The sequence below is a fragment of the Clostridium puniceum genome (genome assembly GCF_002006345.1).
GTDB lineage: Bacteria > Bacillota > Clostridia > Clostridiales > Clostridiaceae > Clostridium > Clostridium puniceum.
Genome location: NZ_LZZM01000223.1, coordinates 49430 through 73307, shown reverse-complemented (window position 1 = coordinate 73307; position 23878 = coordinate 49430). Strand labels below are relative to the sequence as shown.

The window sequence follows — 23878 nt, the reverse complement described above, 5'->3', positions numbered from 1 at the left end:
AAAAAGAGAACACAAAGTGTTCTCTCTAGACTTCAACTATTTACCCATTTGTCTTGCAACTTCTTCAGCAAAGTCTACTTTTTCAACTTCAATTCCTTCTCCTCTTTCGTATCTTACGAATCTAGTGACTGTAATTGGAGAACCAACCTCTTTAGATTTTTCTTCTAAGAACTTGTTGATTGACTTATCACCATCTTTAACCCATAATTGTTCTAAAAGACAAACTTCTTTAAAGTACTTTTGAATTCTTCCCACTACCATTTTTTCAACGATATTTTCTGGTTTTCCTTCATTTAAAGCTTGAACTCTATAGATTTCTTTTTCTTTTTCCATAGATTCTGTATCAACATCATCTTTGCTTAAGAATAACGGGTTTGCTGCAGCAATTTGCATACAAACTTCTTTTGCAACTTCATCAAGAACTTCTGAATCTTTTTCACAAGCAACTTCTACTAAAACTCCAATTCTTCCGCCACCATGGATATAGCTGTTAACTATTCCTTTTTCAACTGAGAATTTAGTGAATCTTCTTACTGTCATGTTTTCACCAAGTTTTGCTATTAACGCTTTTAAGCTTTCTGAAGTTGTAGAATCTCCTTCAAATTTTTCATTAAGAAGTTCTTCTACTGTAGTAACTGAAGTTTCAGCTACCATTTTAGCCAACTTATCAGCGAAACCAGCAAATTCTTCATTTAACGCAACGAAATCTGTCTCACAGTTGAATTCAAGAACTGCTCCAGTCTTCTTATCTGCTGCAATATATGTCTTAACTACACCTTCAGCTGCAACTCTTCCAGATTTTTTAGCTGCATCTGCAAGACCTTTTTCTCTTAAAAATTCAACAGCTTTGTCAAGATCTCCTTCTGTTTCAACTAAAGCTTTCTTGCAATCCATCATTTTAGCTCCAGTCATTTCTCTTAGTTCTTTAACTAATTGTGCACTTATATTTGCCATTATTCAAATTCCTCCTCAATTATAAAGTAATCCTTAACATTCAACAAAAGGGCAGTTGAAGTGAACCACTTACCCTTTTTATATAAATTATTCAGCTAATTGTTCGCCTTGTCTTCCTTCCATGATAGCATCAGCCATTTTAGCAGTTATTAATTTAACAGCTCTAATAGCATCGTCATTTCCTGGAATTACATAGTCAACTTCTTCAGGATCACAGTTAGTATCTACTATTGCAACTACTGGTATTCCTAAAATCTTAGCTTCTAAGATAGCATTTTTTTCTTTTCTTGGGTCAACGATGAACATCGCTCCAACTCTATCAGCATCTAAGTTTCTGATACCACCAAGATTTTTTTCTAACTTTTCCATTTCTCCCTTAAGTTTAATAACTTCTTTCTTAGGAAGAACATCAAAAGTTCCATCTTCTTGCATTTTTTCGATTTGTTCTAATTTTCTTATTCTACCTTTAATAGTTGAGAAGTTTGTTAACATTCCACCTAACCATCTGTTATTTACGAAATGCATGTTACTTCTTACAGCTTCTTCTTGAATAGCTTCTTGAGCTTGTTTCTTAGTTCCAACAAAAAGTATATCTTTTCCTTCTTCTGATACTTGTTTGATGAAGTTATAAGCTTCTTCTGCTTTCTTTACTGTTTTTTGAAGATCTATAATATAGATTCCGTTTCTTTCTGTGAAGATATAAGGAGCCATCTTAGGGTTCCATCTTCTTGTTTGGTGTCCGAAATGCACACCTGCTTCTAATAATTGTTTCATTGATATTACTGACATTTTGTTACCTCCTTGGTTTTTACCTCCACTATCTTTTGCTTATAAATTGCTCTTCCATTGAAGAGCACCAAGTCTATAAATTGGATAGTGTGTGTATTTATTTCCTTAAGTAGTATATCATAAGGTGTTTAATGTATCAACAAATTTTTAAAAAATTAAACATAAATTAATCGAAAAATTCTACTGAATACCTAACTTATTTACTTTAAAGTTTTATCAAAAGAATCAAATTTTATACATAATAATAAAAAACAGCCATAGGTTGATTTTTTTTCCTATAGCCACTTAAATTATTTAATCTTCTTTAATTCTTCAATCAATTTTTCATTTAATATTCTAATATAAGTCCCCTTCATCCCTAGAGATCTAGATTCAATGACTCCAGCACTTTCAAACTTTCGTAGTGCATTTACTATAACACTTCTAGTTATTCCTACTTTATCTGCTATTTTGGAAGCTACTAACAATCCTTCATTTCCATTTAACTCTTCAAATATATGTTCAACAGCCTCAAGTTCAGAATAAGATAGAGTTCCTATTGCTAATTGAACAACTGCTTTTTTTCTTGTTTCTTCTGCAATTTCATCTTGCATAGCTCTAAGCATTTCCATACCTACAATAGTTGCACTATATTCTACTAATACTAAATCTTCATCTGTAAAAGGATTCCCAAATCTAGCTAAAATCAGTGTTCCTATTCTTTCTCTACTCCCTATAATAGGAACTATTGTTGATAGCTTATCTACTTTTTTACATTTGCCAATTTCCTGGAATACACATCTACCTTCATTGGGACTGTTAGCCAAAGTATCGTTAACAGCCAGAAGTGTCTTGTTATAGTCTTCTGGAAATTTCTTATCCTCTATTACTTTTTTCTCCATAGCTTCACATTCGAATTCTGTACCAAAGGTATATCCAAGCACTTTACCTTTTCTACTTATTATGTATGCATTGCATTCAAGAACTTGACTTAATAATGTGCATATATCTTGGAATGCTACAGGTTCTGTACCAGACTTCTGCAGAATCTTATTTAACATTCTAGTTTTACTTAATAACGATGACATATTATTATCCTCCTTGGCAACTGTATGACACTCTTATCTAAACATATCAAAACAAACTGTTCAACATGCTTTAATATAGAAACAATATAATTGTTAGAAAATTCTTAATTTATTGAATTTTTTTACAAGTTGCTATTAAATCTAGTTTATCATATAAAATTCTGCTTTTCAACACTCTTTTTGTTTGATTCGACAAAATATTATTACTTAACATACTATGAAAATCTATTTAATATTAAATTCTAACTTTCCTCTTCTATATCTTTTTTTACTTCCTCTTTATAATGACATTCACTATTTGTACATTCTATATACTTACCTTTAGATTTTGAATATTTTAAAACCATATAAGAATTACACTTAGGGCACTTTTCCTTTACCGGCTCATACCAGCTTACAAATTTACATTCTGGATATCCAATGCATCCAAAGAATTTCTTCCCCTTTTTGCTCTTCTTAGCTACAATGCTCTTTCCACACTCTGGACATGGTACATCTAATTCTTCAACTATAGGTTTAGCATTTTTACATTCCGGATATCCTGGACATGCTAAAAACTCACCAAATCTGCCTCTTTTAATAACCATCATCCGTCCACACTTTTCACATTTTACATCACTGACTTTATCCTCAATTACAACCTTTGATATTTCTTTTTCTGCTTTCTCAATCGCAATTTTTAATGGATCAAAAAATTCCTCAACTATTTTAGTCCAATTTTCATTACCTTCTTCAACATCATCGAGTTTTTTCTCCATATCTGCCGTAAAATCCACATCTACTATTTGTTTAAAATATTCACTTACAATATTATTTACTATATCACCGAGCTCTGTTGGTATTAAATTTTTCTTTTCACGTATAACATAATTTCTTCCAAGCAAAGTTGAAATAGTTGGAACATAAGTACTAGGTCTCCCTATCCCCTTTTCCTCTAATAATTTTACAAATGATGCTTCAGTATATCGAGGTAGCGGTTGAGTAAAATGTTGCGTGCCTTTAAGCGAGTCTGTTTGCAGTTCTTCATTTTCATCTAATTCCGGTAATATTACCGAATTTTCATCATCTTCATTTGAATATTCGTATATTTTCATAAAACCATCAAAAGCAATCACTGAACCTGACGCTTTAAATTTATAATCTCCATTTAGTATATCAATTGAATTTGTATTTAATTCACATGAAGCCATTTGACTTGCTACAAATCTATTCCATATTAACGAATATAATTTAAATTGCTCTGGGCTTAAATTTTCTTTTGCAATTTCAGGTGTAATTTCTACATATGTAGGTCTTATTGCTTCATGAGCATCTTGAATATTTTTTTTGCCTTTATACATTCGTGGAGACGCTGGCACATACTTTTCTCCGTACGTATTTTCAATAAATTCTTTAGTCCTTCCTTGTGCTTCTTCTGAAATTCGTACAGAATCAGTTCTCATATATGTTATTAACCCAACTGTACCATAACCTTTTACTTCAACACCTTCATAAAGTACTTGAGCTATAGACATAGTTCTTTTAGTCATAAAATTTAGTTTTCTATTTGCATCTTGTTGAAGCGTACTTGTTGTGAAAGGTGGAAGTGGATTTCTGCTCTTCTTTCCCTTCTTTATAGCTTTTACAACAAAGCTTCCCTCTTCAAGATCTTTTAATATTCCATTTGATGTTTCTTCATTCTCAATTTCAATCTTTTTTCCTTTATATGTTGAAAGTCTCACTGGAAACTTCTTTTTTTCTTTTTTCAATATACAGTCTATAGACCAGTACTCTCTAGGAATAAACTCCTTTATTTCCTTTTCTCTATCACATATTAATTTTAATGCAGCTGATTGTACTCTCCCTGCACTTAGTCCCCATTTTACATTTTTCCATAAAATCGGACTTATTTCATACCCAACAAGCCTATCTAATATCCTTCTTGCTTGCTGTGCATCAACTAAATCTAAGTCAATTTTTCTAGCTTCCTTTATAGATGCTTTAACGGCAGTTTTTGTAACCTCATTAAATACAATTCTACAAGTTTCATCTTCTGAAATTTTTAAGATATTCGCTAAATGCCAAGAAATGGCTTCTCCTTCTCTATCAGGGTCGGTAGCAAGATAAATTTTCTCTGCTTTTTTAGCAGCTTTTCTTAATTTATCTATTAATTCTCCTTTTCCTCTAATAGTTATATATTTAGGAGTATAATTATTATCTACATCTACACCTAATCTACTCTTAGGTAAATCTCTCACGTGTCCCATTGATGCTTCTACAATATAATTCTTTCCTAAATATTTGCCAATTGTTTTTGCTTTGGCTGGCGACTCAACAATTACAAGTTTTTGACCCATAGTATAACTTCATAAAATTTATGAAGTATTCACCCCCCTATATATTTTAAATTGTTCTTACGTAATAATTTCCAGGCAAACAAATAATTTCACTTTTTATTTGCATTTCAAATAACATTGCATATAAAGATCCTCTATCAAAAGATGTATTTTTAAAAATATCATCTATATGAATTGGTGAATCTGTTATAAATTCTAATATTTCACTTTTTTCCGGTGTAACTTTCATAGGTGTAATATTAACATACTCTAAGCTGAGTATAGTTCTTAAATCTTGTACATCTGTACAAATACTAGCTCCATCCCTAAGTAATTTATTAGAACCACTTGCACCACTATATAATATTGAACCTGGCACTGCAATAACTGTCTTATGTTGCTGCAAAGCAAGTCTTGCTGTTATTAATGATCCACTTTTTTCCGAAGCTTCTATTACTATCACTCCTTCACTAAGACCACTAATTATTCTATTTCTCCTAGGAAAATTATCTTTTAATGGTGGTGTTCCAAGTAAAAATTCAGAAATTACTACACCATTTTCTGCTATCTTGAAAAATAGGTCTTTATTTTCAGATGGATATGCTATATCTATTCCACAACCTAATACTGATATATTATACCCATTATTATCTAAAGCGGTTTTATGCGCAACAGAATCTATCCCTCTTGCACCTCCGCTTATAAGCGTTATATTATTAGTAATAAGCTCCTTTGTCAAGAGTTTTGTTACAGTTAGTCCATAATTTGAGCATTTTCTTGCTCCCACAACTCCTATAGATTTCTTATTTATAACATCGATATTTCCCTTATAAAATAGAAAATATGGTGCAGATAAAATTCCCCGTAATTTCTCTCTATATAAAGGATTAGCGTATGTAATATATCCTATATTTTTTCTAGCTAATGTTTTCTTAAGATTTAAAATTTCATAGTATAAATCTTCCTTTTGAAAATTTTTTAATTTTTTTGAGATTGTTTCATTTTCCTTTAATATGTCTTCAAAATTATTATATACATTTTCTGCTGTTTTATATCCATCAATTAATCTTCTTTTTTGAAGATTTGATATATTAACGAGTATTAACCACAAATCATAATCCATTTTTCGATCCCTTCCTATATAATCTCTCCATTAATATTTTTTCTATAGCTAAATGCTTCTAAAATATGCCCTTCAAATATATCTTTTTTATTTTCTATATCTGCTATTGTTCTCGCTAATTTAATTACTTTTCCATAGCCTCTTAAAGATACATTTGAATCATTATAGTAGTGTTTTAAAATCTCTGCACCTCTATTAGTAACCCTGCATATTTCAAAAATATTTTTCCCTTTTATATCAGAATTATATCTATATTCTGTATTTTTAAATCTTTCTTTTTGAATTGCTCTAGCTCTAAGAACATTTTCTCTCATAAGTTTTGAATCATATGAATCTTTTTCATTCTTTATTTCATCATAATTCAATCTAGGAACATAATTTAAAATATCAACTCTATCTAATAAGGCACTTGAAAATTTTTTGTTGTATTTTCTAATTTTAGTATTTAAATAATACTGATCGTGAATATTTTCTTTATCTTCATTATTTTCAACAGGATTAAATGCACCAATAAGTAAAAAATCAGCAGGCATTTGATAACTACCACTAAGCCTATTTATGTTTACATATTTTTCTTCAAGTGGTTCTCTTAAAGATTCTAAAACCTCTTTTTTGAATTCTAAAATTTCATCTAAAAATAATATTCCATTATGAGCAAGGGTTATTTCTCCTGGTTTTATTTCTTTTCCACCTCCAACTAACGCCACTCTTGTAGTTGTATGATGTGGGGCTCTAAACGGCCTGGTAATATGTGAAGTTTTATTTATTAAACCACATGCACTATAAATCTTTGCAATTTCTATTAATTCTTCTTGAGATAATGTTGGTAAAATTGTTATTAAAGCCTTAGCAAGCATTGTCTTACCGCATCCTGGCTCTCCGTAAAGAATAACATTGTGCTTTCCAGCTGCTGCTATTTCCATTGCTCTTTTAGATGAATATTGCCCTATAATTTCTCCATAATCTAATGAATCATCATTTTCTTCATTACCAAATTTTTCAGATGCTTCATAAGGAAGTACGTCATTATATGTAATATAAGAAATTACTTCATTTAATGTTTTCAATGGATAATACTCTCCACCATTTAAATAGCAGCTTTCTTCCAAATTATCATAAGGAAAAATAAATTTGCTAATTTTTTCTTTAAAACCTTCAACTATTATAGGTATAGTTCCTTTTATGCCCTTAAGTTCACCAAACAAAGATAATTCTCCAAATATTATGGAGTCTTCCATGCTTTTTCTACATATTTGATTAGACTCCATAAGAATACCAAGTGCCATAGGTAAATCCAAAAGAGAACCTATCTTTCTAACATCTGCTGGAGCCAAATTAATAGTAATTCTTCCTAGTGGGAATTCAAAGCCACAATTTGTTATTGCTGCTCTAACTCTTTCCTTAGCTTCTTTTACGGAAGTATCTGGCAATCCTACTATGTTAAACATAGGCAAACCTTTAGATATATCTACTTCTACATTTATCAAAAATCCTTCTAGACCATTGTGCGTTGCACTAATTATTTTTACTGCCATATAAATCACCCCTTAAAATTATAGACACACATTTAAATATTAATCCTATAAAAACTAAATTTGTTTAATTTATTTTTTTATTGTTAATAATATCTATATACCTTTACAATCTTAATCTCGGAATTGGAGTGATTTAGTGAAAAATTTAAATAAAGATATAGGTAACTATTGTGAAGCTCTAGCTAAAAAATATTTAGAGAAAAATAATTATCATATATTGGATTGTAATTTTAGAAATTTCTTAGGAGAACTAGACATTATATGCCTTCAAAATAAGTTATTAATAATTGTTGAAGTTAAGGGAAGATATAATTACAATTATGGATTGCCAAAAGAATCAATTAACCTTTCCAAACAAAAATCAATAATAAAAGTTACTAATTCTTATATATATCATAAAAAATTAATGAATATTAACATAAGATTTGATGTAATAGAAGTTTATTTAAATTCAAAAAATACACTTTTTAAGATAAATCATATAACGGATGCTTTTAGATTATAAGCTATTTAAAGATAAAAACGCTATAACAATACTAATTTATTCTAGCATTGTTATAGAGTTTTCTAATTTCTTCGACATTTTATTCTTACTAAATTCAAGTATTATAAAAATAAAGTTCAATTAACTTATAGGATTATCAATTATCTATCCTATAATAATTTTGTTAAAAAACTATTTCTATGTATCTCACACTTTCCATACCTTTTTAAAGCTTCTATATGTTTTGAAGTACCATACCCAACATTATTTTCAAAATCATAGTGAGAATACTTTTTAGCATACTCCTTCATCAAATTATCTCTATATACTTTTGCAACAATTGATGCAGCAGCAATACATGCACTTTTTGTATCACCTTTTATAACTGACTTATTTTCTATTTGAATATTCTTGACTAAATATCCATCCGATAATACTAAATCAGGTTTTATAGTAAGCGAATTGCAACTTTCTAAAAATACTTTATTATTTGAAAAGGCTATGCCTTTTTCATCTATTTCTTCATTAGAAGAAACTGCTATATGGTAACTCAATGCTTTTTCTTTTATAATTTTAGAAAGTTCTTCTCGTTTAGATTCTTTCACCTTTTTAGAATCATTTATATATAAAATCAAATCTTTATCTAAAACATTTAAATCTAAAATAACGCTACAAGCAACAATTGGACCTGCCAGAGGACCTCTACCCACTTCATCTACGCCTGCTACATATTTGTGGTTTCCAAAAGATTTGTCAAAATCATACATTGCTTTAACTCTTTTTACTTCATTAGAATATGAATCTAATTCCCGTTGAACTTTATTAGCAAGTGCCAATACATTCTTTCTTTTGTCATTTTTTAGCCAATCAATAATTTTTGCACTATCCTCATTTTTATATAAATCAACTATTGAAATCTTATTTATTTCTTCTTTAATTTTTGTAAAAGACAAAGATTTTATATCTTTACTTATCATTAGCTTTTTCTTCTCCTGATTGATTATTATCAATTTTCTCATCTCCTGGACGTTCTAACGAAACGTTGCCCATTTTTCCACCTCTAAACTCATCAAGTAAAATAACTGATATTCTATTGTAGTCAATTTGTCCTCCTGAAATTAGAGTTCCTCTCCTTTTGCCTATAGCATCTAAAGTATCTAGTGGATTTTCAAAAACTTCAGCTAATTTATATCTTTCTTTTAATTTAACCGTATAATTTATTTGTAGTCTTTCTACAAGTTTTAACGCCAATTCTTCTATATCTATAATTTCATCCTTTATAGCCCCTGTAAATGCTAAATTTAAAGCTGTTTCATCATCTTCAAATCTAGGCCACAATACTCCAGGAGTATCTAAAAGTTCAATTCCTATACCTGTCTTTATCCATTGTTTACTCTTAGTAACACCTGGTCTGTCTCCTGTTTGAGCTATATTATTTCTTGCCAATTTATTTATAAAAGTAGATTTTCCTACATTAGGTATTCCAACAACCATAACTCTTGTTGTTATATTAACCATACCTCTTGCTTTTAATCTATCATGCTTTTCTTTTAAAAGATTAAGAAGCATAGGCTTTATATTTTTAAGCCCATCACCTTTTATACAGTTTACTTCTAATACTCTGACATCTTCCTTAGTTAAATATTTGATCCATTCTTTTGTAACAGTACCATCAGTTAAATCACTTTTATTTAAAAGTATAATTCTTGGCTTTCCTTCTAATAATTTTTCAATGTCTGGATTTGCTGAGCTTCTTGGAATTCTAGCATCTCTTATTTCAATAACAGCATCAACTAACGCTAAGTTTTCTTTAATTTCTCTTTGAGTTTTCTTCATATGTCCTGGGAACCAATTAATTACCATGTAGATTCCTCCTTAATTTTATTTGGAAATATAAAAAAAAGGACTGAAACAGTCCCTTTTGATACTATCTAGTTAATAATTCTTTAACTTTAGCAGCTTTACCAACTCTATCTCTTAAGTAGTAAAGTTTAGCTCTTCTAACTTTACCTTTTCTTGCGATTTCGATTTTGTCGATAATTGGTGCATTCATTGGGAATGTTCTTTCAACTCCAGTTCCATAAGCAACTCTTCTTACAGTGAAAGTTTCTCTTAAACCACCATTTTGTTTCTTGATAACAGTACCTTCGAACATTTGGATTCTTTCTTTGTTACCTTCTTGAATCTTAACGTATACCTTTATAGTATCCCCAATTCTAAAGTTCGGTAAGTCAGTTCTAATTTGTTCAGCTTCTATAGCTCTTATTATTTCGTTCATTGTGCATTCCCTCCTTAAAACGATAATTTGACGTTCTTAACATAATAAATATTGACAGAGGAACGCCCGTACTAGCACAATCTTAATAATATCACATATTATTTTATTTTTCAACAAAAATTATATATTATTTTTATCTGCCTTTAAAATTTTAACATCTTCCTTCGTTAAGATTATATTTTTATATAAATCTGGTCTATTTCTTTTAGTTATTTTCAGAGATTGTAACCTTCTCCACTTTCTTATGTTTTCATGATGTCCAGATAACAATATTTCAGGTACTTTTCCACCTTCAAATTCTTCTGGTCTAGTATATTGAGGGTATTCTAATAAACCATTGTAAAAAGATTCTTCCATAAAACTTTCTTCTTTTCCAAGAACACCAGGAATAAGTCTTAAAATACAATCTATAACTGGAATTGCAGCCATTTCCCCTCCAGTTAGAACAAAATCACCAAGTGAAATTTCCATATCTATATGTTTATAGACTCTCTCATCTATGCCTTCATAATGTCCACATAAAAATACAAGATTCTCTTCAGTGCAAAGTTCTTTTGCAAGTTCTTGATTAAAAGTTTTTCCCCTAGGCCCAAGAAATACAACCTTCCCCTTATTAGTTTCTTTTGCAGCTCTTATACAATCCACTATTGGCTGTGGTGCCATAACCATCCCCGGACCGCCTCCATAAGGGTAATCATCTACTTTCTTATGTTTGCTTAAAGTATAATCTCTTATATTCAGTAAATCTAAGTCAATTAAATTGTTTTCTCTTGCTCTTCCTATAATACTATGATCAAAAACAGAAAACATTTCTGGGAACAATGTTAATATACTAATCTTCATCTTGCCATTCACCAACTGGTTTAATAACTATTTTTTTCACATTTATATCAATAGTAAACACTATATCTTTAAGCACTGGTATTAATAATTCCTTTGGTTCTTTTATCCAATATACGTCATTATTAGGAGTACTTATTACATCAAAAACTTTCCCTAGTTCTTTTCCATTCGTATCATATACTGTACACTCTTTTAAATCTACAACATAATAAGTGTCAGGTGGAAGTTCCGGTTCATTAGCTCTAGGTATTTCAATATATTTTCCCTTGTAAGTTTCAGCATCATTCATAGAATCTATTCCTTCTACTTTTAATATAACTCTATCTTTTTGAAATTTAACACCTAATATATTTTTTTCTACACCACCTACTAGAACAGTTTTTAGACGCTTAAATTTATTAGGTTCCTCTGTTAATGGATAAACTTTAACTTCACCTTTAATTCCATGGGTATTCACAATTTGACCAATTTTAAATAATTGTCCCAATATTTTCACCTCTATTTTCATATTTAATTTATTAAAATAATTAACGTATATTCTTCAAAATATACTTAATTCAATTTTCACAACTTAATATACACTCTTAAAGCTATAATTATATATAATCTCCTAAATAAACTATATATAATTAGATAATGTATATGTGTTTTTCAATGTAGCAAATTAATTAAAACTTGTATATAAATATTATTATTTAAATTATAGCTGTACGTCGTACGCTTATCCTTACTATATCAACAATATATACATACAAGTTCATTTTTTTACAATAAGTATTTATAAACTTTTATTTCTTTTTTATATACCTAAAAAGAGTTAGGTTAACCCTAACTCTTAATTTTCAGATGATTTCTACTATAACTCGTTTATTCTGTTTAACTGCTACAGCTTTTATAACTGTCCTTATAGCCTTAGCAATTCTTCCTTGCTTGCCTATAATCTTCCCCATATCTTCTGGTGCTACTGTTAATTTTAGTATTATAGATTGCTCTTCTTCTACTTCTTTAACAATAACTGCAGCTGGGTTCTCAACAAGAGATTTAGCCATATATTCAACTAATTCCTTCATAAACGTCTACAATCAGTATGTACTAATTGTAGAATTCACCTCCAAAAATTACTTAGTAAGACCTGCATTAGTGAAAAGTCTTTTAACTACGTCTGTTGGTTGTGCTCCATTAGATAACCATTTATTAGCTTTTTCTTCGTTGATTTTAACTTCAACTGGTTCAGTTAATGGATTATAGTATCCAATTTCTTCAACAAATTTACCATCTCTTGGTGCTCTTGAATCAGCAACAACTATTCTATAGAAAGGAGCCTTTTTAGATCCCATTCTTCTTAATCTGATTTTTACTGCCATTTTAATTTCACCTCCTTCAAAGGTATTTATATATTTTAGGTATCGCATTAAGTGAAACTTAATTCAATATTGGTTTAATCCATTTGAATCTTAGTTGAACTTATCCATCAACTACCAACTACAATCCCGCTCTTATTAAAAGCTGAATTTTAAAACTACTAGTTATCGGATAAAATACTTACCAAATATGCCTTAGTTCTAAAATGGTAACTTTCCAAATAAGCCACCTTTTTTTGATTGCTTTTGAAATGATTTCATTTGTTTCATATTCTTCTTCATCATCTCATAGCCTTTCATAAGCTTATTAACCTCTTGAACACTTGTACCTGATCCTTTAGCTATTCTTGTCTTTCTTGATGCAGATTTTGCTATAAGACTTGGATTTTTTCTCTCTTTAGCTGTCATAGATTGAATGACCGCCTTAGTTTTATCAAGTGCTTCCGTTCCTTTATCAAAGTCAACTCCTTGAAGTTCCTTTGAATTCATACCAGGTATCATTTCTAAAATTTTATTTAAAGGTCCAAGCTTCTTCATTTGTTCCATTGCCATTAGATAATCATCAAAATTAAATTCTTGATTTAACATTCTCTTACCTAAATCAGCAGCTTCTTTTTCATCAATAGCTTCTTGAGCCTTTTCAATAAGTGATAACACATCACCCATTCCAAGTATTCTTGATGCCATTCTATCTGGATGAAACACTTCAAAATCATTCATTTTTTCACCAATACCAGCATACTTAATTGGCTTATCAATTATACTCTTAATTGAAAGTGCAGCTCCACCTCTAGTATCACCATCTAATTTTGTTAATATAACTCCAGTTAAGTTTAAATCATTATTAAAACTTTCTGCTACATTAACAGCATCTTGACCAGTCATCGAATCAACAACTAATAATATTTCTGATGGCTTTACATTTTCTTTTATATTTTTTAATTCCTGCATTAATTCTTCATCAATATGAAGTCTTCCTGCAGTATCTATAATAACTACATTATTTCCATTATCTTTTGCATGGGCTATTCCATTCTTTGCAATATCAACTGGATTAACTTTATCTCCCATTGAAAATACTGGAATTTCAATTTGTTTTCCTACAACCTCTAATTGCTTTATAGCTGCAGGTCTGTAAATGTCACATGCTACTAGTAATGGTTTCTTATTATCTTTTCTAAGGTTTAATGCAAGTTTACCACACATTGTAGTTTTACCTGCTCCTTGTAGTCCGACTAGCATTATAACCGTAAGCCCTGAACTACTATAATTAAGTTTACTTTCACTTCCACCCATAAGATTAGTAAGTTCTTCATTAACTATTTTTATTACATGTTGTCCTGGTGTTAAGCTTTCAAGTACTTCATCTCCAACACACTTAGTGCTAACAGAAGAAATAAATTGTTTAACAACTTTATAGTTAACATCTGCTTCTAATAAGGCAAGCTTTACTTCTCTCATGGCTTCTTTTATATCTTTTTCATTCAACTTTCCTTTACCTTTTAATTTTCTGAAAGTTTCCTGTAATTTTTCACCTAATCCTTCGAAAGCCATGTTTATCTCCTCCTTATAAATTTTCTAGTTTATCTTTATATTTTATAATATCCTCATTATCTATGGAATACTTATTTTTTAAATCCTCTAAAAAATTTATAATTTCCTTTTCTCTGTCCATACTCTTTTGAAGTAAGTTAAGCTTACTTTCATAGGCGAGAAGCTGTTTATAACATCTCTTGATCAAATCGTGAGTAGCTTGACGACTCGTATTATTAATTTCAGCTATTTCCGCCAAAGATAAATCATCATTATAATACCATTGCATAATTTCACACTGTTTTTCAGTTAACAACGGACCATAATAATCCATAAGCAACGAAATCTCAACTCTATCTTCCATTTAATCACCTTACCCACAAAAAAGATTTTAACAGGATTTTTTATAAGTGTCAAGTACTTTTACTTAACACTTCTATTTTTTTATAATACATCATCAAAACACTAATTTAAAAGCATTCTATTAATTTGCAATATATATTTCATATAGAATTACAGGTTAAACTTTTTAATTATTACTACTCTTTTCAAGGACAAATCATCCTGATATTTCACTGTTAAATTTTTACTTACACTTTGCATCTTCTAATCAATACATACTTCTTTTGAAATACTTAAGGAATTTCTTCCTAAACTCTTAACTTAATTAAATTAGCGCCTCTGCAAATCCTTCTGCATCAAATTTTTGAAGATCATCAATTCCCTCTCCAACACCTATATATCTAACTGGAATATTCAAGCTTTGTTTTATAGATAAAACTACACCACCCTTTGCTGTTCCATCTAATTTAGTTAATATTATTCCATCAATCGGACAAGCCTCCATAAATTGTTTTGCTTGAATTACAGCATTTTGTCCTGTAGTTGCATCTAAAACAAGTAAAGTTTCCTTTTTATATCCTTCTAATTCTCTATCTATTATCCTATTTATCTTCTCAAGTTCATTCATTAAATTCTTTTTATTATGAAGTCTTCCAGCTGTATCACATATTAACAAATCAACATCTCTAGCTTTTGCTGCCTGTATAGCATCAAAAATAACAGCTGCTGGATCCGAACCTTCTTGATGTTTTACTATGTCAACTTCAGCTCGATTGCTCCAGACTTCAAGCTGATCTATTGCTGCTGCTCTAAATGTATCTGCGGCAGCCAATAATATTTTTTTTCCATCTTCTTTATTCTTAGCTGCCAACTTTCCAATAGAAGTTGTTTTTCCAACTCCATTAACCCCAATTACAAGCATTACTTTTTTACCTTCTCCATCATCTTCATAATCGCCTTCAAGCAATATATCTCTTATAACTTCCTTTAATGCTGGTTTAACTTCTTGAGGATCATTTATTTTTTCTTTACGTATCTTAACTCTTAATCGCTCTATAATATCTACTGTAGTCTCCATGCCTACATCTGACACAATTAATATTTCTTCTAATTCCTCATATAAATCCTCATCAATAGTTATTGCCAAATTTAAAGCTTCATTAATTTTATCAGTTAATCCATCCCTAGTTTTCGTTAATCCTTCTTTTAGTTTATTAAATAAATTTTCAAACAAATTCATTTCCTCCTAATTAAAATTTTCTGATAAGTCTACTGATACTACTTTAGATATACCTTTTTCCTCCATAGTAACTCCATATATAATATCACTAACTTCCATGGTACCTTTTCTATGAGTTATTATAATAAATTGAGTGTTTTTAGAAAACACTTTTAAAAATTCTGCATATCTATATACATTTGCATCATCTAGAGCTGCTTCAATTTCATCTAGTATACAAAATGGTGTTGGCTTCATTTTTAAAATTGCAAAAAGTAATGCTATTGCAGATAAAACCTTCTCTCCACCAGACATTAAATTAATATTTTGAAGCTTCTTACCCGGCGGCTCTACATTGATATCTATATTAGCTGTAAGTTCATCACCTTCACCTAAAATGAGTTCTGCACTTCCACCTTTAAATAAATCTCTAAAAGTTTCATTAAAGTTACGATTTAAAATTTTAAAATTTTCCTTAAACAAAATTTTTATTTCATTAGTCATATCTTTAATAACAGTCTTTAATTCCTCTTTAGCTTTTTCTAAATCCTCTGCTTGTGCTGACATAAACTCATACTTTTCCTTTATGTCTTCATATTCTTCTATGGCAGCTAAATTTATTATTCCAAGTTTTGTTATCTTGCTTTTTGTAGATGAAATTTCCTGTTTTAAAGCATCTTCATGAATTACAGGTTCACATATATCTAAAGCTTCTGCATACGTCAATTCTAATTCTTCATTAAGTTTTATATAAATATACTCTTTATCAGATTCTTTTTTAGCCTTAATTACTTCTTTTTTATTGACTTCCATTTCTTTTTGACTGATTTCATCTAGAATCCTACTTATTATATTATCTTTTTCTTTGAATTCTTGTTTTAGCTTTTCTTTTGATAATTCATCATCTTTAAAGTTTAATTCTAAATTTTTAATTTGAATAATATTTTCTTGTATATTTTTATTTTTAACTTTTATATCTAAATTTAAACTCTCAATACTATTTCTATTTTCACTATTTTCTTTATTTAGAAGTTCATTTTTAATAGTTATATTTTCAGTTTCATTTCCCATTCTCGATAATTCATTTTTTCTATTTTGTATAGCTTCATCCAAAGTAGCCTTATCTATTTTCATTTCTGTAAGCTTAGTATCATTATCATTTACTTCTTGCGCTTTTACATTTATTACTTCTTGTAATTCAACACTCTTACTCTTATTAAATGTATTTTCATCTTCAAGTGATTCGATTTCAACTTCCTTAACTTTAAGTCTTTCCAATATATTTTCTTTTTCATTTATTGTTCTTTCAAGTTCTTCTTTAGTTACTTCCAAACTTCTCTTTAATTTATCCGTATCACTTTTTAGCCTTTGAATTTCACTTTCTTTTTTAGTTAATTCAATATTTTTTTCATGAACTTCATCTCTTTTATTTAGTATGCCTTCATCTATTTTTTTTATTTGCTCTTTAATACCTTGAACTAAAACTGTTAATTCTTCATAATGTTTTTTCTTTTCATTTATACCTTCAATTAATTCTTCAATTTCTCTTTTTCTACCTAGAACATTGGAATTTTTTCCTTTTATGCTACCACCCGTTAAAGCTCCTCCTGGATTTACCACTTCCCCGTCCAAAGTAACAATCTTATAATTATACCTTCCAATACGTGCAATATTTAAAGCACAATCCATATTGGTACAAATTATTGTCCTCCCAAGAACATAGTTCATTATATGATCATATTCTTTATCATAAGATATTATGTCACTTCCAATACCAACATATCCATTAGCTTCAGTAATACTCTTATCTAACTCTAATTTTCTCCCTTTTATTATATTCAAAGGCAAAAAGGTTGCTCTTCCCAAATTATTTTTTTTCAAATATCCAATAAGAACTTTAGCTATTTCTTCATTTTTTGTTATTACATTAGATATTGCTGCTCCTAATGCTATTTCTATAGCAGTCTCATATTTCTTTTGGGCAGTAAAAACTTCACCTAAAACTTTAGTATCATTAGCTGACGTGATTCTTTCTCTGTGAATTGATTCCATTAAAGATTTTACAGGTCTATTATATCCTTCATAATGCTTTTCCAAGTTTTCCAACATGGCTTTATTAGCATCAAGTTTAGTTAAGACACTGTTTAATTCTCTAAGTTCATTTTCCTTTTTAGTTAAATTAGCAGATAATACAGCTAATTTCTTCTTATCTTCTAAAATTTCTAACTCTAAATTCTTTATTTTTTGTTTTTGATTTTCAACATCATTATTTAAACGTTGATGGGTTGCTGAATTGATTACTATATTATGTTCTAAAGATGATATTGATGCATTTAAAGTTTCTCTTTTTTCTTCCCTAAGTGAAATATCCTTTTTTAATATAGTAATTTCATTTTTTATTTCCGAATTATTTCTTAATAATTCAAATTCGCCTTCCTTTAAAGCTTTAAGTTCTTCTTCTATATTTTTAAGTTCCTTAGAATTTTTTATATTATGTTCTTCTAATTTTTCAATTTCTTCATTTCTATGTTTTTGCTCTTCTAACCTTCTAGTCAACTCGTCTTCTAGTAATATCTTATTTTCATTTATTTGGTTTGTTTTATTTGCTATATCACTTAATTCATAGTTATTTCTATTAATTTTTTCTTCAAAATTCTTGATTCTCTCATTATAAAGATCAATATTTTTTTCATCTTCACTAACTAATTCTTTTAAATTATAATATTGCTCTTTTTCTTCTAGGTTTTTCTTTTCTATTTCTTCTATCTTTTCTTCTAAATTTTTAATCTTTTCTTTATCACTTGCTATATCTTTTCGCTTATCTTCAATTTCCTTAATTTTCAGTTCTAAATCTTCATTAAAACTTTTTAATTCATCTTCCATATTCTTTATAGTATGGACTATAAGTGATACTTCCTTTTTCTTTAAATCCTTAGATAATTCATTAAATTCTAATGCTTTTTCTCTTTCAATTCTCAAAGGCTCTATACGCTCTTCATATGTAGATAAAATATCATTTATTCTAACTAAATTATCATCAGTATTACTTAATTTTTTTTCTGCTTCTTCTTTTCTATTTTTAAATTTTACGATACCTGCTGCTTCTTCTAAAAGAGATCTTCTTTCTTCAGGCTTACCACTTAGAATAGCTTCAATCTTACCTTGTCCAATTAATGAATATCCTTCTTTACCTATTCCTGTATCCATAAAAAGATTAGTTACATCCTTAAGCCTGCATTTTGAATTGTTTATTAGATACTCTGAGTCACCAGATCTAAATATCCTTCTAGATACTGTTACCTCATTATATTCTGTAGCTAATTTTTCATCACTATTATCAAGTGTTAAAGAAACTTGTGCAAGTCCTACTGCCTTTCTGAACTGAGTTCCAGAAAATATTACATCTTCCATTTTTCCGCCTCTAAGTACTTTAACACTTTGTTCTCCAAGTACCCATCTTACTGCATCAGAAATATTACTTTTCCCACTTCCATTAGGTCCTACAACAGCTGTTACGCCTTTTCTAAAATTTAATTCTGTTTTATCAGCAAAGGATTTAAATCCTCTTATCTCCAGAGATTTTAAAAACATGTGCCCACTCCTTACAACTAAAGTATAGTAGGTAATAATCCTATAATAAATATTATTATAACGAAAATAGCCATTACAATTTTCATTTTTTCCCTAGTCTTTTTTCTCATATTAAACACTCCTTATTGTATCTTAGTTTATAGTAAAGATTAATAAATATCAATGCAACAATCTTAAGACATATGCAATATTATAACCTTACTAGAATATTAAAAGCGAGAGTCTCCCCTCGCTAATATATTATATCTAATTTTTTATCTTTTAGACAGAGTTTTATATATCCTCTTTCTATTTTATCATCCTGCTCTACTGTAATGATTTTATTAAATTCCTTAAGCCTGTTGAAATATAATTTTTTATTTGCATAAAGCTTACTTAAATCTTTAGAATTAATATGAATTACTGCGACTTCTTCTTTATTCATATTTTTCAGTATTATATCCGATATTAAACTGCCTTCAACTAATTCTCTAAAAGAAGGATGAAATGGACCCGCTATGATATCCTTACCTTCATTTATGCTTTCTGTTGGCTGAAGACCTATTCTAATTACATTTATTTTATTTTTCCTATACATCTCATACATAACTTTACTTATATTCACAGCTTCTTCTAAAGAATATGGAACATAATCATTACTTTTATACATTTGTTCCATAGGTGTATCTTTTATGACCAATGATGGATATATTCTGCAAATGTCTGGTTTCATTTCAATAGATGCTTTAGTTGTGCTTATATTCTTCTCAAAAGTATCTCCAGGAAGCCCTGGCATTATTTGATGACCTAAAATAAATTTGTACTCTTTAATAAGCTTAGAAGCTTCTATAACATCTAGAGCGCTATGTCCTCTACCTGCCTTTTTTAATACTTCATCATCCAATGACTGAACACCAAGTTCTATTATGTCAACTCTATATTCTTTAAGATAAGTTAATATATATTCATCAATATAATCTGGTCTTGTAGAAAGTCTTATTTTATCTATAAGCTTTTTATCTTTAAAACTTTTTGCTACTTCTAACAATTCTCTTTGCTTTTCTTCTCTTATACCCGTAAATGTTCCACCAAAAAATGAAACCTCGATAGTTGCACTTTTATTTTTTATTGTTTCTAAGTAATCATTTATTGTACCTCTTACAGTTTCTGCTGTAACAACCTCCGTTACTCCTGTTATTCTATCTTGATTACAAAACACACAATTATGAGGACATCCTTCATGTGGCACAAATATAGGTATTATATAATAATTCTTACTCATTCATACCATCCAATTTATCTAACGCTTGTTTAGCTGCATTTTGTTCTGCTTCTTTTTTACTATAGCCCGAACCTTCACCCATAAGTTTTTTATCTATAATCACATTAGTAAAAAATTTTCTTCTATGTGGCGGACCTTCATATTTTGTTAATTCATATTGAATTACTATTTCTCCATCTTTTTGAAGTAGCTCTTGAAGCTTTGTCTTAAAGTCCAATACTATTTCATTATTTATGGCCTTCTTTATAACCTCTTCAAAATGTAGTAATATAAAATCTCTAACAAATCCAATACCTTTGTCTAAATAGACAGCAGCAATTACTGCTTCAACTGCATCGGCTTGTATTGAAATTCTTTCTCTTCCGCCTGTAAGTTCTTCACCTTTACTCATTCTAATATAAGACCCTAGATTTATCTTTTTTGCAATTTCATAAAGAGAATTTTCACAAACTATCAAACTTCTTATCTTAGTTAATTCCCCTTCACTTTTATGCTTAAAGTTATTAAAAAGATATTCCGTAATACAAAGCTGCAATACTGAATCACCTAAAAATTCAAGCCTTTCATTATATTCAGCGTCCTTAAATTGATTTCCAAAAGAACTATGTGTAAGTGCTGTTTTTAATAAAGTAGGATTATTAAAATAAACTCCTAGGTTTTCCTCTATTTCTTTAAGTGTATATCTATTCATCAATTCCACTCCTTGAAGTGTATTCTTCAACCTGCTAAAACATTTTAGATTCAACTATAACAAATTCAAGAATAAACTAATTAAATCTGAAAATATAAAATCCCGCAGACATGCGGGATTATTTTATTCTTCGTGATGAGCTTTTACGTAATTGACAACATCTCCAACTGTTTTAAAGTTTTCAACATCTTCGTCAGGTATTTCGATATCTAGTTCATCTTCTAGAGCCATTATAAGCTCAACTATATCTAATGAGTCAGCATTTAAATCTTCAATAAAAGATGCTTCCATAACAACGCTTTCTACATCGATACTTAATTTATCAGCAATAATTGCTTGGATTTTTTCAAACATCTGTTTCACCTCCCAAGTTCTACATTTAGATAATAGTATATATTGTTTAAATCGTCAATATTAGTTTCAATATATTTTATTATTTTTCTATAGAAAATTCATTTTTTATATCTTCTAACACATTATTTTCATAGAAAATTTTGGTTTGTTTAATAGCATTTTTAAAGGCTTTTGCGTCGGAACTACCGTGAGCTTTTATACAAATTCCATCAACACCTAAAAATGGTGCTCCACCATATTCCTTATAATCAAACTTTTTTAGCAAGTTTTTAAGCACTGGTTTTAAAAGCGCTATTCCTAACTTGGATATAATTGATGAATTAATCACCTCATCCTTTATTATTCCCAAAATACTTGAAGCAGCTCCCTCATACATTTTTAAAGCTGTATTTCCCACAAAGCCATCACTTACTAAAATATTAGTATCTCCTGTAGGTATTTCTCTCGGTTCTATATTCCCCTTAAAATTAAGACCTTTTTCTTCTTTTAAGAGTTTAAACGTAGCTTTTGTAAGCTCATTCCCCTTTTCCTCTTCTTCTCCAATATTAATAAGTCCTATACTAGGATTTTTTACACCGAAGATCTTTTGGTAATATATTTTTCCCATTTTTGCAAATTGAACTAAAAATGACGGTTTACAATCCACATTAGCTCCAACGTCTACTATCATAAAATTCCCACGTCTACCTGGCATTAAAGGTGCAAGTGCAGGTCTTTCTACACCTTTAATTCTACCCACTATTAAAGTACATCCTGCTAAAAATGCCCCTGTACTTCCCCCAGATATTATTCCATCACAAGTTCCTTCTTTAACTAAATTTAACGCCTTAACTATGCTGGCATCTTTTTTCTTTCTTAGGGCCATAGCTGGATGTTCACTAGGTAGAATTATCTCTCTAGCATCAACTACAGTAATACGTTCTTTGGGATAAGTATATTTAGCCAATTCTGAATTTATGATTTCTGTTGGTCCAGTAATATATAATTCAACGTTATCATATTCCTTTAAGGCTTGAATTACGCCTTCTATTACAGCTACAGGTGCATTATCTCCACCCATACCATCTATAGCTATCTTCATTCTAATCCCCCTCTTATTGTATTTATACAAATAATAAAGCAGTCTTAATCATTAAACATCTCTATTCACTTTTATCATTAATTTTTTGTTAAAATTTATGCTTTTGTAATAATTAACTTTTTGAATATTTAACATCTAAATTAATTTTCGTACTTTTTTTCAATTGAAAATTGAATCGTAACATATGTATCCATATAAAAATAAACCTTTATAATATTCTTTTGTATATAAGAAAAGAAAGTCATAAAGACTTTCTTCTAGTTTGCAGAAGCTACAACTTCCTTACCTTTGTAAAAACCACAGCTTTTACATACTCTATGAGCAAGTTTCATTTCATGGCATTGTGGACATTCTACTATACCAGGTAAACTAGCTTTAAAAGTTTGAGCTCTTCTTGACTTAGTTTTTGCTTTACCAGTTTTTCTTGCTGGACAACCCATACTTTACACCTCCTTATTATCAAACAAGCCTCTCAAGGCTTCAAAACGTATATCTACGTCTTCATTATTACAAGAACATGTATTAAAATTTAAATTACATCCACATTCTTGGCAAAGACCTTTGCAATCATCTTTGCAAATTCTTTTAATAGGTAAAGTTGAAATTATACTCGTTTCAACTATTTCGGTGATGTCTAAAACATCATCAAATACAACAACAGCCTCATCATCTTGTGATTTACTGTTAGTTGTAAACCTTTCTTCTATATCAATATCTATTGGATAGATAAAGGTATCTAAACACCTTGAGCATATCATTTCTAAATTAACTTTAATTTCAGCATTTAGCATTAAAACATAATTATTGGCTGAAATTATACCATCCACATGACAAGAGCCTGCTGATTTAATTTTAGTACCCTCAAAATCAAATTGTGGAATTTCAAATTCATAGTCAATTTTTTTATTTCTATCTTTTCCTGAAACAATATCTGAAATTTGTACTTTCATAATTACAGATATATATTGCATAATAAATTTATTATAAATCACGCAACAATATCTTTCTTCACTCCTTAGCGCATATATTTATAAAACAAACACAATTTATTATATAA

Annotated in this window: 25 protein-coding genes; 1 reads left to right on the top strand and 24 read right to left on the bottom strand. The window is 29.3% G+C overall.

What is annotated here, in order from left to right:
- Positions 1–36: 36 nt before the first annotated feature.
- The 6 genes from tsf to CLPUN_RS23675 all read right to left on the bottom strand — a co-directional run bounded on the left by tsf (position 37) and on the right by CLPUN_RS23675 (position 7783).
- Positions 37–954 (bottom strand): translation elongation factor Ts, encoded by a 918-nt coding sequence (gene tsf, locus CLPUN_RS23700; protein ID WP_077849674.1) that lies wholly within the window; start codon positions 952–954, stop codon positions 37–39.
- A gap of 87 nt (positions 955–1041) precedes the next feature.
- Positions 1042–1743, bottom strand: a complete 702-nt coding sequence (gene rpsB, locus CLPUN_RS23695) for a 30S ribosomal protein S2 (RefSeq protein WP_077849673.1) — start codon at positions 1741–1743, stop codon at positions 1042–1044.
- 290 nt (positions 1744–2033) lie between these two features.
- The gene (gene codY, locus CLPUN_RS23690; RefSeq protein ID WP_077849672.1) at positions 2034–2810 is read right to left on the bottom strand and encodes a GTP-sensing pleiotropic transcriptional regulator CodY; all 777 of its coding nucleotides are present in this window, start codon (positions 2808–2810) and stop codon (positions 2034–2036) included.
- Between the two features lie 242 nt (positions 2811–3052).
- Positions 3053–5146, bottom strand: coding sequence for a type I DNA topoisomerase (topA, locus tag CLPUN_RS23685; protein WP_077849671.1), 2094 nt, complete (start codon positions 5144–5146; stop codon positions 3053–3055).
- A gap of 46 nt (positions 5147–5192) precedes the next feature.
- Positions 5193–6248 (bottom strand): DNA-processing protein DprA, encoded by a 1056-nt coding sequence (gene dprA / locus CLPUN_RS23680; RefSeq protein WP_077849670.1) that lies wholly within the window; start codon positions 6246–6248, stop codon positions 5193–5195.
- Positions 6249–6262: 14 nt separating this feature from the next.
- The gene (locus tag CLPUN_RS23675; protein WP_077849669.1) at positions 6263–7783 is read right to left on the bottom strand and encodes a YifB family Mg chelatase-like AAA ATPase; all 1521 of its coding nucleotides are present in this window, start codon (positions 7781–7783) and stop codon (positions 6263–6265) included.
- A 136-nt stretch (positions 7784–7919) separates the two neighbouring features.
- Here CLPUN_RS23675 and CLPUN_RS23670 point away from each other — a divergent pair, with 136 nt between their 5' ends.
- The gene (locus tag CLPUN_RS23670) at positions 7920–8288 is read left to right on the top strand and encodes a YraN family protein (RefSeq protein ID WP_077849668.1); all 369 of its coding nucleotides are present in this window, start codon (positions 7920–7922) and stop codon (positions 8286–8288) included.
- 149 nt (positions 8289–8437) lie between these two features.
- Here the strand turns inward: CLPUN_RS23670 and CLPUN_RS23665 are convergent, their stop codons facing one another.
- The 18 genes from CLPUN_RS23665 to CLPUN_RS23585 form a co-directional block, all read right to left on the bottom strand.
- On the bottom strand, positions 8438–9244 hold the full coding sequence (locus tag CLPUN_RS23665; protein ID WP_077849667.1) for a ribonuclease HII: 807 nt from the start codon (positions 9242–9244) through the stop codon (positions 8438–8440).
- Positions 9234–10130: a ribosome biogenesis GTPase YlqF gene (gene ylqF / locus CLPUN_RS23660; RefSeq protein ID WP_077849666.1), complete on the bottom strand. Its 897-nt coding sequence runs from the start codon at positions 10128–10130 to the stop codon at positions 9234–9236. The genes CLPUN_RS23665 and ylqF overlap by 11 nt, the downstream gene beginning before the upstream one ends.
- Before the next feature lie 64 nt (positions 10131–10194).
- Positions 10195–10545, bottom strand: coding sequence for a 50S ribosomal protein L19 (gene rplS, locus CLPUN_RS23655; protein ID WP_077849665.1), 351 nt, complete (start codon positions 10543–10545; stop codon positions 10195–10197).
- 120 nt (positions 10546–10665) lie between these two features.
- Positions 10666–11388, bottom strand: coding sequence for a tRNA (guanosine(37)-N1)-methyltransferase TrmD (gene trmD / locus CLPUN_RS23650; protein WP_077849664.1), 723 nt, complete (start codon positions 11386–11388; stop codon positions 10666–10668).
- Positions 11378–11875, bottom strand: a complete 498-nt coding sequence (rimM, locus tag CLPUN_RS23645; protein ID WP_077849663.1) for a ribosome maturation factor RimM — start codon at positions 11873–11875, stop codon at positions 11378–11380. Before rimM ends, trmD begins: the two co-directional genes overlap by 11 nt.
- 355 nt (positions 11876–12230) lie before the next feature.
- Positions 12231–12458: a KH domain-containing protein gene (locus CLPUN_RS23640; protein ID WP_077849662.1), complete on the bottom strand. Its 228-nt coding sequence runs from the start codon at positions 12456–12458 to the stop codon at positions 12231–12233.
- 48 nt (positions 12459–12506) lie between these two features.
- On the bottom strand, positions 12507–12752 hold the full coding sequence (gene rpsP / locus CLPUN_RS23635) for a 30S ribosomal protein S16 (RefSeq protein ID WP_077849661.1): 246 nt from the start codon (positions 12750–12752) through the stop codon (positions 12507–12509).
- 198 nt (positions 12753–12950) lie between these two features.
- Positions 12951–14303, bottom strand: coding sequence for a signal recognition particle protein (gene ffh, locus CLPUN_RS23630; protein ID WP_077849660.1), 1353 nt, complete (start codon positions 14301–14303; stop codon positions 12951–12953).
- Positions 14304–14316: 13 nt separating this feature from the next.
- Positions 14317–14646: a putative DNA-binding protein gene (locus CLPUN_RS23625; RefSeq protein ID WP_077849659.1), complete on the bottom strand. Its 330-nt coding sequence runs from the start codon at positions 14644–14646 to the stop codon at positions 14317–14319.
- 303 nt (positions 14647–14949) lie between these two features.
- Positions 14950–15858: a signal recognition particle-docking protein FtsY gene (ftsY, locus tag CLPUN_RS23620; RefSeq protein ID WP_077849658.1), complete on the bottom strand. Its 909-nt coding sequence runs from the start codon at positions 15856–15858 to the stop codon at positions 14950–14952.
- A gap of 12 nt (positions 15859–15870) precedes the next feature.
- Positions 15871–19434: a chromosome segregation protein SMC gene (smc, locus tag CLPUN_RS23615; protein ID WP_077849657.1), complete on the bottom strand. Its 3564-nt coding sequence runs from the start codon at positions 19432–19434 to the stop codon at positions 15871–15873.
- Positions 19435–19451: 17 nt separating this feature from the next.
- On the bottom strand, positions 19452–19544 hold the full coding sequence (locus tag CLPUN_RS28255) for a DUF4044 domain-containing protein (protein ID WP_198944400.1): 93 nt from the start codon (positions 19542–19544) through the stop codon (positions 19452–19454).
- Positions 19545–19666: 122 nt separating this feature from the next.
- On the bottom strand, positions 19667–20695 hold the full coding sequence (locus CLPUN_RS23610) for an elongator complex protein 3 (protein WP_077849656.1): 1029 nt from the start codon (positions 20693–20695) through the stop codon (positions 19667–19669).
- Positions 20688–21386, bottom strand: coding sequence for a ribonuclease III (gene rnc, locus CLPUN_RS23605; RefSeq protein ID WP_077849655.1), 699 nt, complete (start codon positions 21384–21386; stop codon positions 20688–20690). The genes CLPUN_RS23610 and rnc overlap by 8 nt, the downstream gene beginning before the upstream one ends.
- Positions 21387–21509: 123 nt before the next feature.
- The gene (acpP, locus tag CLPUN_RS23600; protein ID WP_077849654.1) at positions 21510–21740 is read right to left on the bottom strand and encodes an acyl carrier protein; all 231 of its coding nucleotides are present in this window, start codon (positions 21738–21740) and stop codon (positions 21510–21512) included.
- 79 nt (positions 21741–21819) lie between these two features.
- Entirely contained in the window at positions 21820–22821 is a 1002-nt protein-coding gene (gene plsX, locus CLPUN_RS23595; protein WP_077849653.1) for a phosphate acyltransferase PlsX, read from the bottom strand.
- 257 nt (positions 22822–23078) lie between these two features.
- Complete coding sequence (rpmF, locus tag CLPUN_RS23590) at positions 23079–23261, bottom strand: 50S ribosomal protein L32 (protein WP_077849652.1); 183 nt, start codon at positions 23259–23261, stop codon at positions 23079–23081.
- 3 nt (positions 23262–23264) lie between these two features.
- Positions 23265–23771 (bottom strand): YceD family protein, encoded by a 507-nt coding sequence (locus CLPUN_RS23585; protein WP_077849717.1) that lies wholly within the window; start codon positions 23769–23771, stop codon positions 23265–23267.
- Positions 23772–23878 lie beyond the last annotated feature (107 nt).

Bases quoted from the DNA above. Each gene is read 5' to 3' on its own strand.
- tsf (WP_077849674.1), bottom strand. From the start codon at position 954: ATGGCAAATATAAGTGCACAATTAGTTAAAGAACTAAGAGAAATGACT.
- rpsB (WP_077849673.1), bottom strand. From the start codon at position 1,743: ATGTCAGTAATATCAATGAAACAATTATTAGAAGCAGGTGTGCATTTC.
- codY (WP_077849672.1), bottom strand. From the start codon at position 2,810: ATGTCATCGTTATTAAGTAAAACTAGAATGTTAAATAAGATTCTGCAG.
- topA (WP_077849671.1), bottom strand. From the start codon at position 5,146: ATGGGTCAAAAACTTGTAATTGTTGAGTCGCCAGCCAAAGCAAAAACA.
- dprA (WP_077849670.1), bottom strand. From the start codon at position 6,248: ATGGATTATGATTTGTGGTTAATACTCGTTAATATATCAAATCTTCAA.
- CLPUN_RS23675 (WP_077849669.1), bottom strand. From the start codon at position 7,783: ATGGCAGTAAAAATAATTAGTGCAACGCACAATGGTCTAGAAGGATTT.
- CLPUN_RS23665 (WP_077849667.1), bottom strand. From the start codon at position 9,244: ATGATAAGTAAAGATATAAAATCTTTGTCTTTTACAAAAATTAAAGAA.
- ylqF (WP_077849666.1), bottom strand. From the start codon at position 10,130: ATGGTAATTAATTGGTTCCCAGGACATATGAAGAAAACTCAAAGAGAA.
- rplS (WP_077849665.1), bottom strand. From the start codon at position 10,545: ATGAACGAAATAATAAGAGCTATAGAAGCTGAACAAATTAGAACTGAC.
- trmD (WP_077849664.1), bottom strand. From the start codon at position 11,388: ATGAAGATTAGTATATTAACATTGTTCCCAGAAATGTTTTCTGTTTTT.
- CLPUN_RS23640 (WP_077849662.1), bottom strand. From the start codon at position 12,458: ATGAAGGAATTAGTTGAATATATGGCTAAATCTCTTGTTGAGAACCCA.
- rpsP (WP_077849661.1), bottom strand. From the start codon at position 12,752: ATGGCAGTAAAAATCAGATTAAGAAGAATGGGATCTAAAAAGGCTCCT.
- ffh (WP_077849660.1), bottom strand. From the start codon at position 14,303: ATGGCTTTCGAAGGATTAGGTGAAAAATTACAGGAAACTTTCAGAAAA.
- CLPUN_RS23625 (WP_077849659.1), bottom strand. From the start codon at position 14,646: ATGGAAGATAGAGTTGAGATTTCGTTGCTTATGGATTATTATGGTCCG.
- smc (WP_077849657.1), bottom strand. From the start codon at position 19,434: ATGTTTTTAAAATCTCTGGAGATAAGAGGATTTAAATCCTTTGCTGAT.
- CLPUN_RS28255 (WP_198944400.1), bottom strand. From the start codon at position 19,544: ATGAGAAAAAAGACTAGGGAAAAAATGAAAATTGTAATGGCTATTTTC.
- CLPUN_RS23610 (WP_077849656.1), bottom strand. From the start codon at position 20,695: ATGAGTAAGAATTATTATATAATACCTATATTTGTGCCACATGAAGGA.
- rnc (WP_077849655.1), bottom strand. From the start codon at position 21,386: ATGAATAGATATACACTTAAAGAAATAGAGGAAAACCTAGGAGTTTAT.
- acpP (WP_077849654.1), bottom strand. From the start codon at position 21,740: ATGTTTGAAAAAATCCAAGCAATTATTGCTGATAAATTAAGTATCGAT.
- plsX (WP_077849653.1), bottom strand. From the start codon at position 22,821: ATGAAGATAGCTATAGATGGTATGGGTGGAGATAATGCACCTGTAGCT.
- rpmF (WP_077849652.1), bottom strand. From the start codon at position 23,261: ATGGGTTGTCCAGCAAGAAAAACTGGTAAAGCAAAAACTAAGTCAAGA.
- CLPUN_RS23585 (WP_077849717.1), bottom strand. From the start codon at position 23,771: ATGAAAGTACAAATTTCAGATATTGTTTCAGGAAAAGATAGAAATAAA.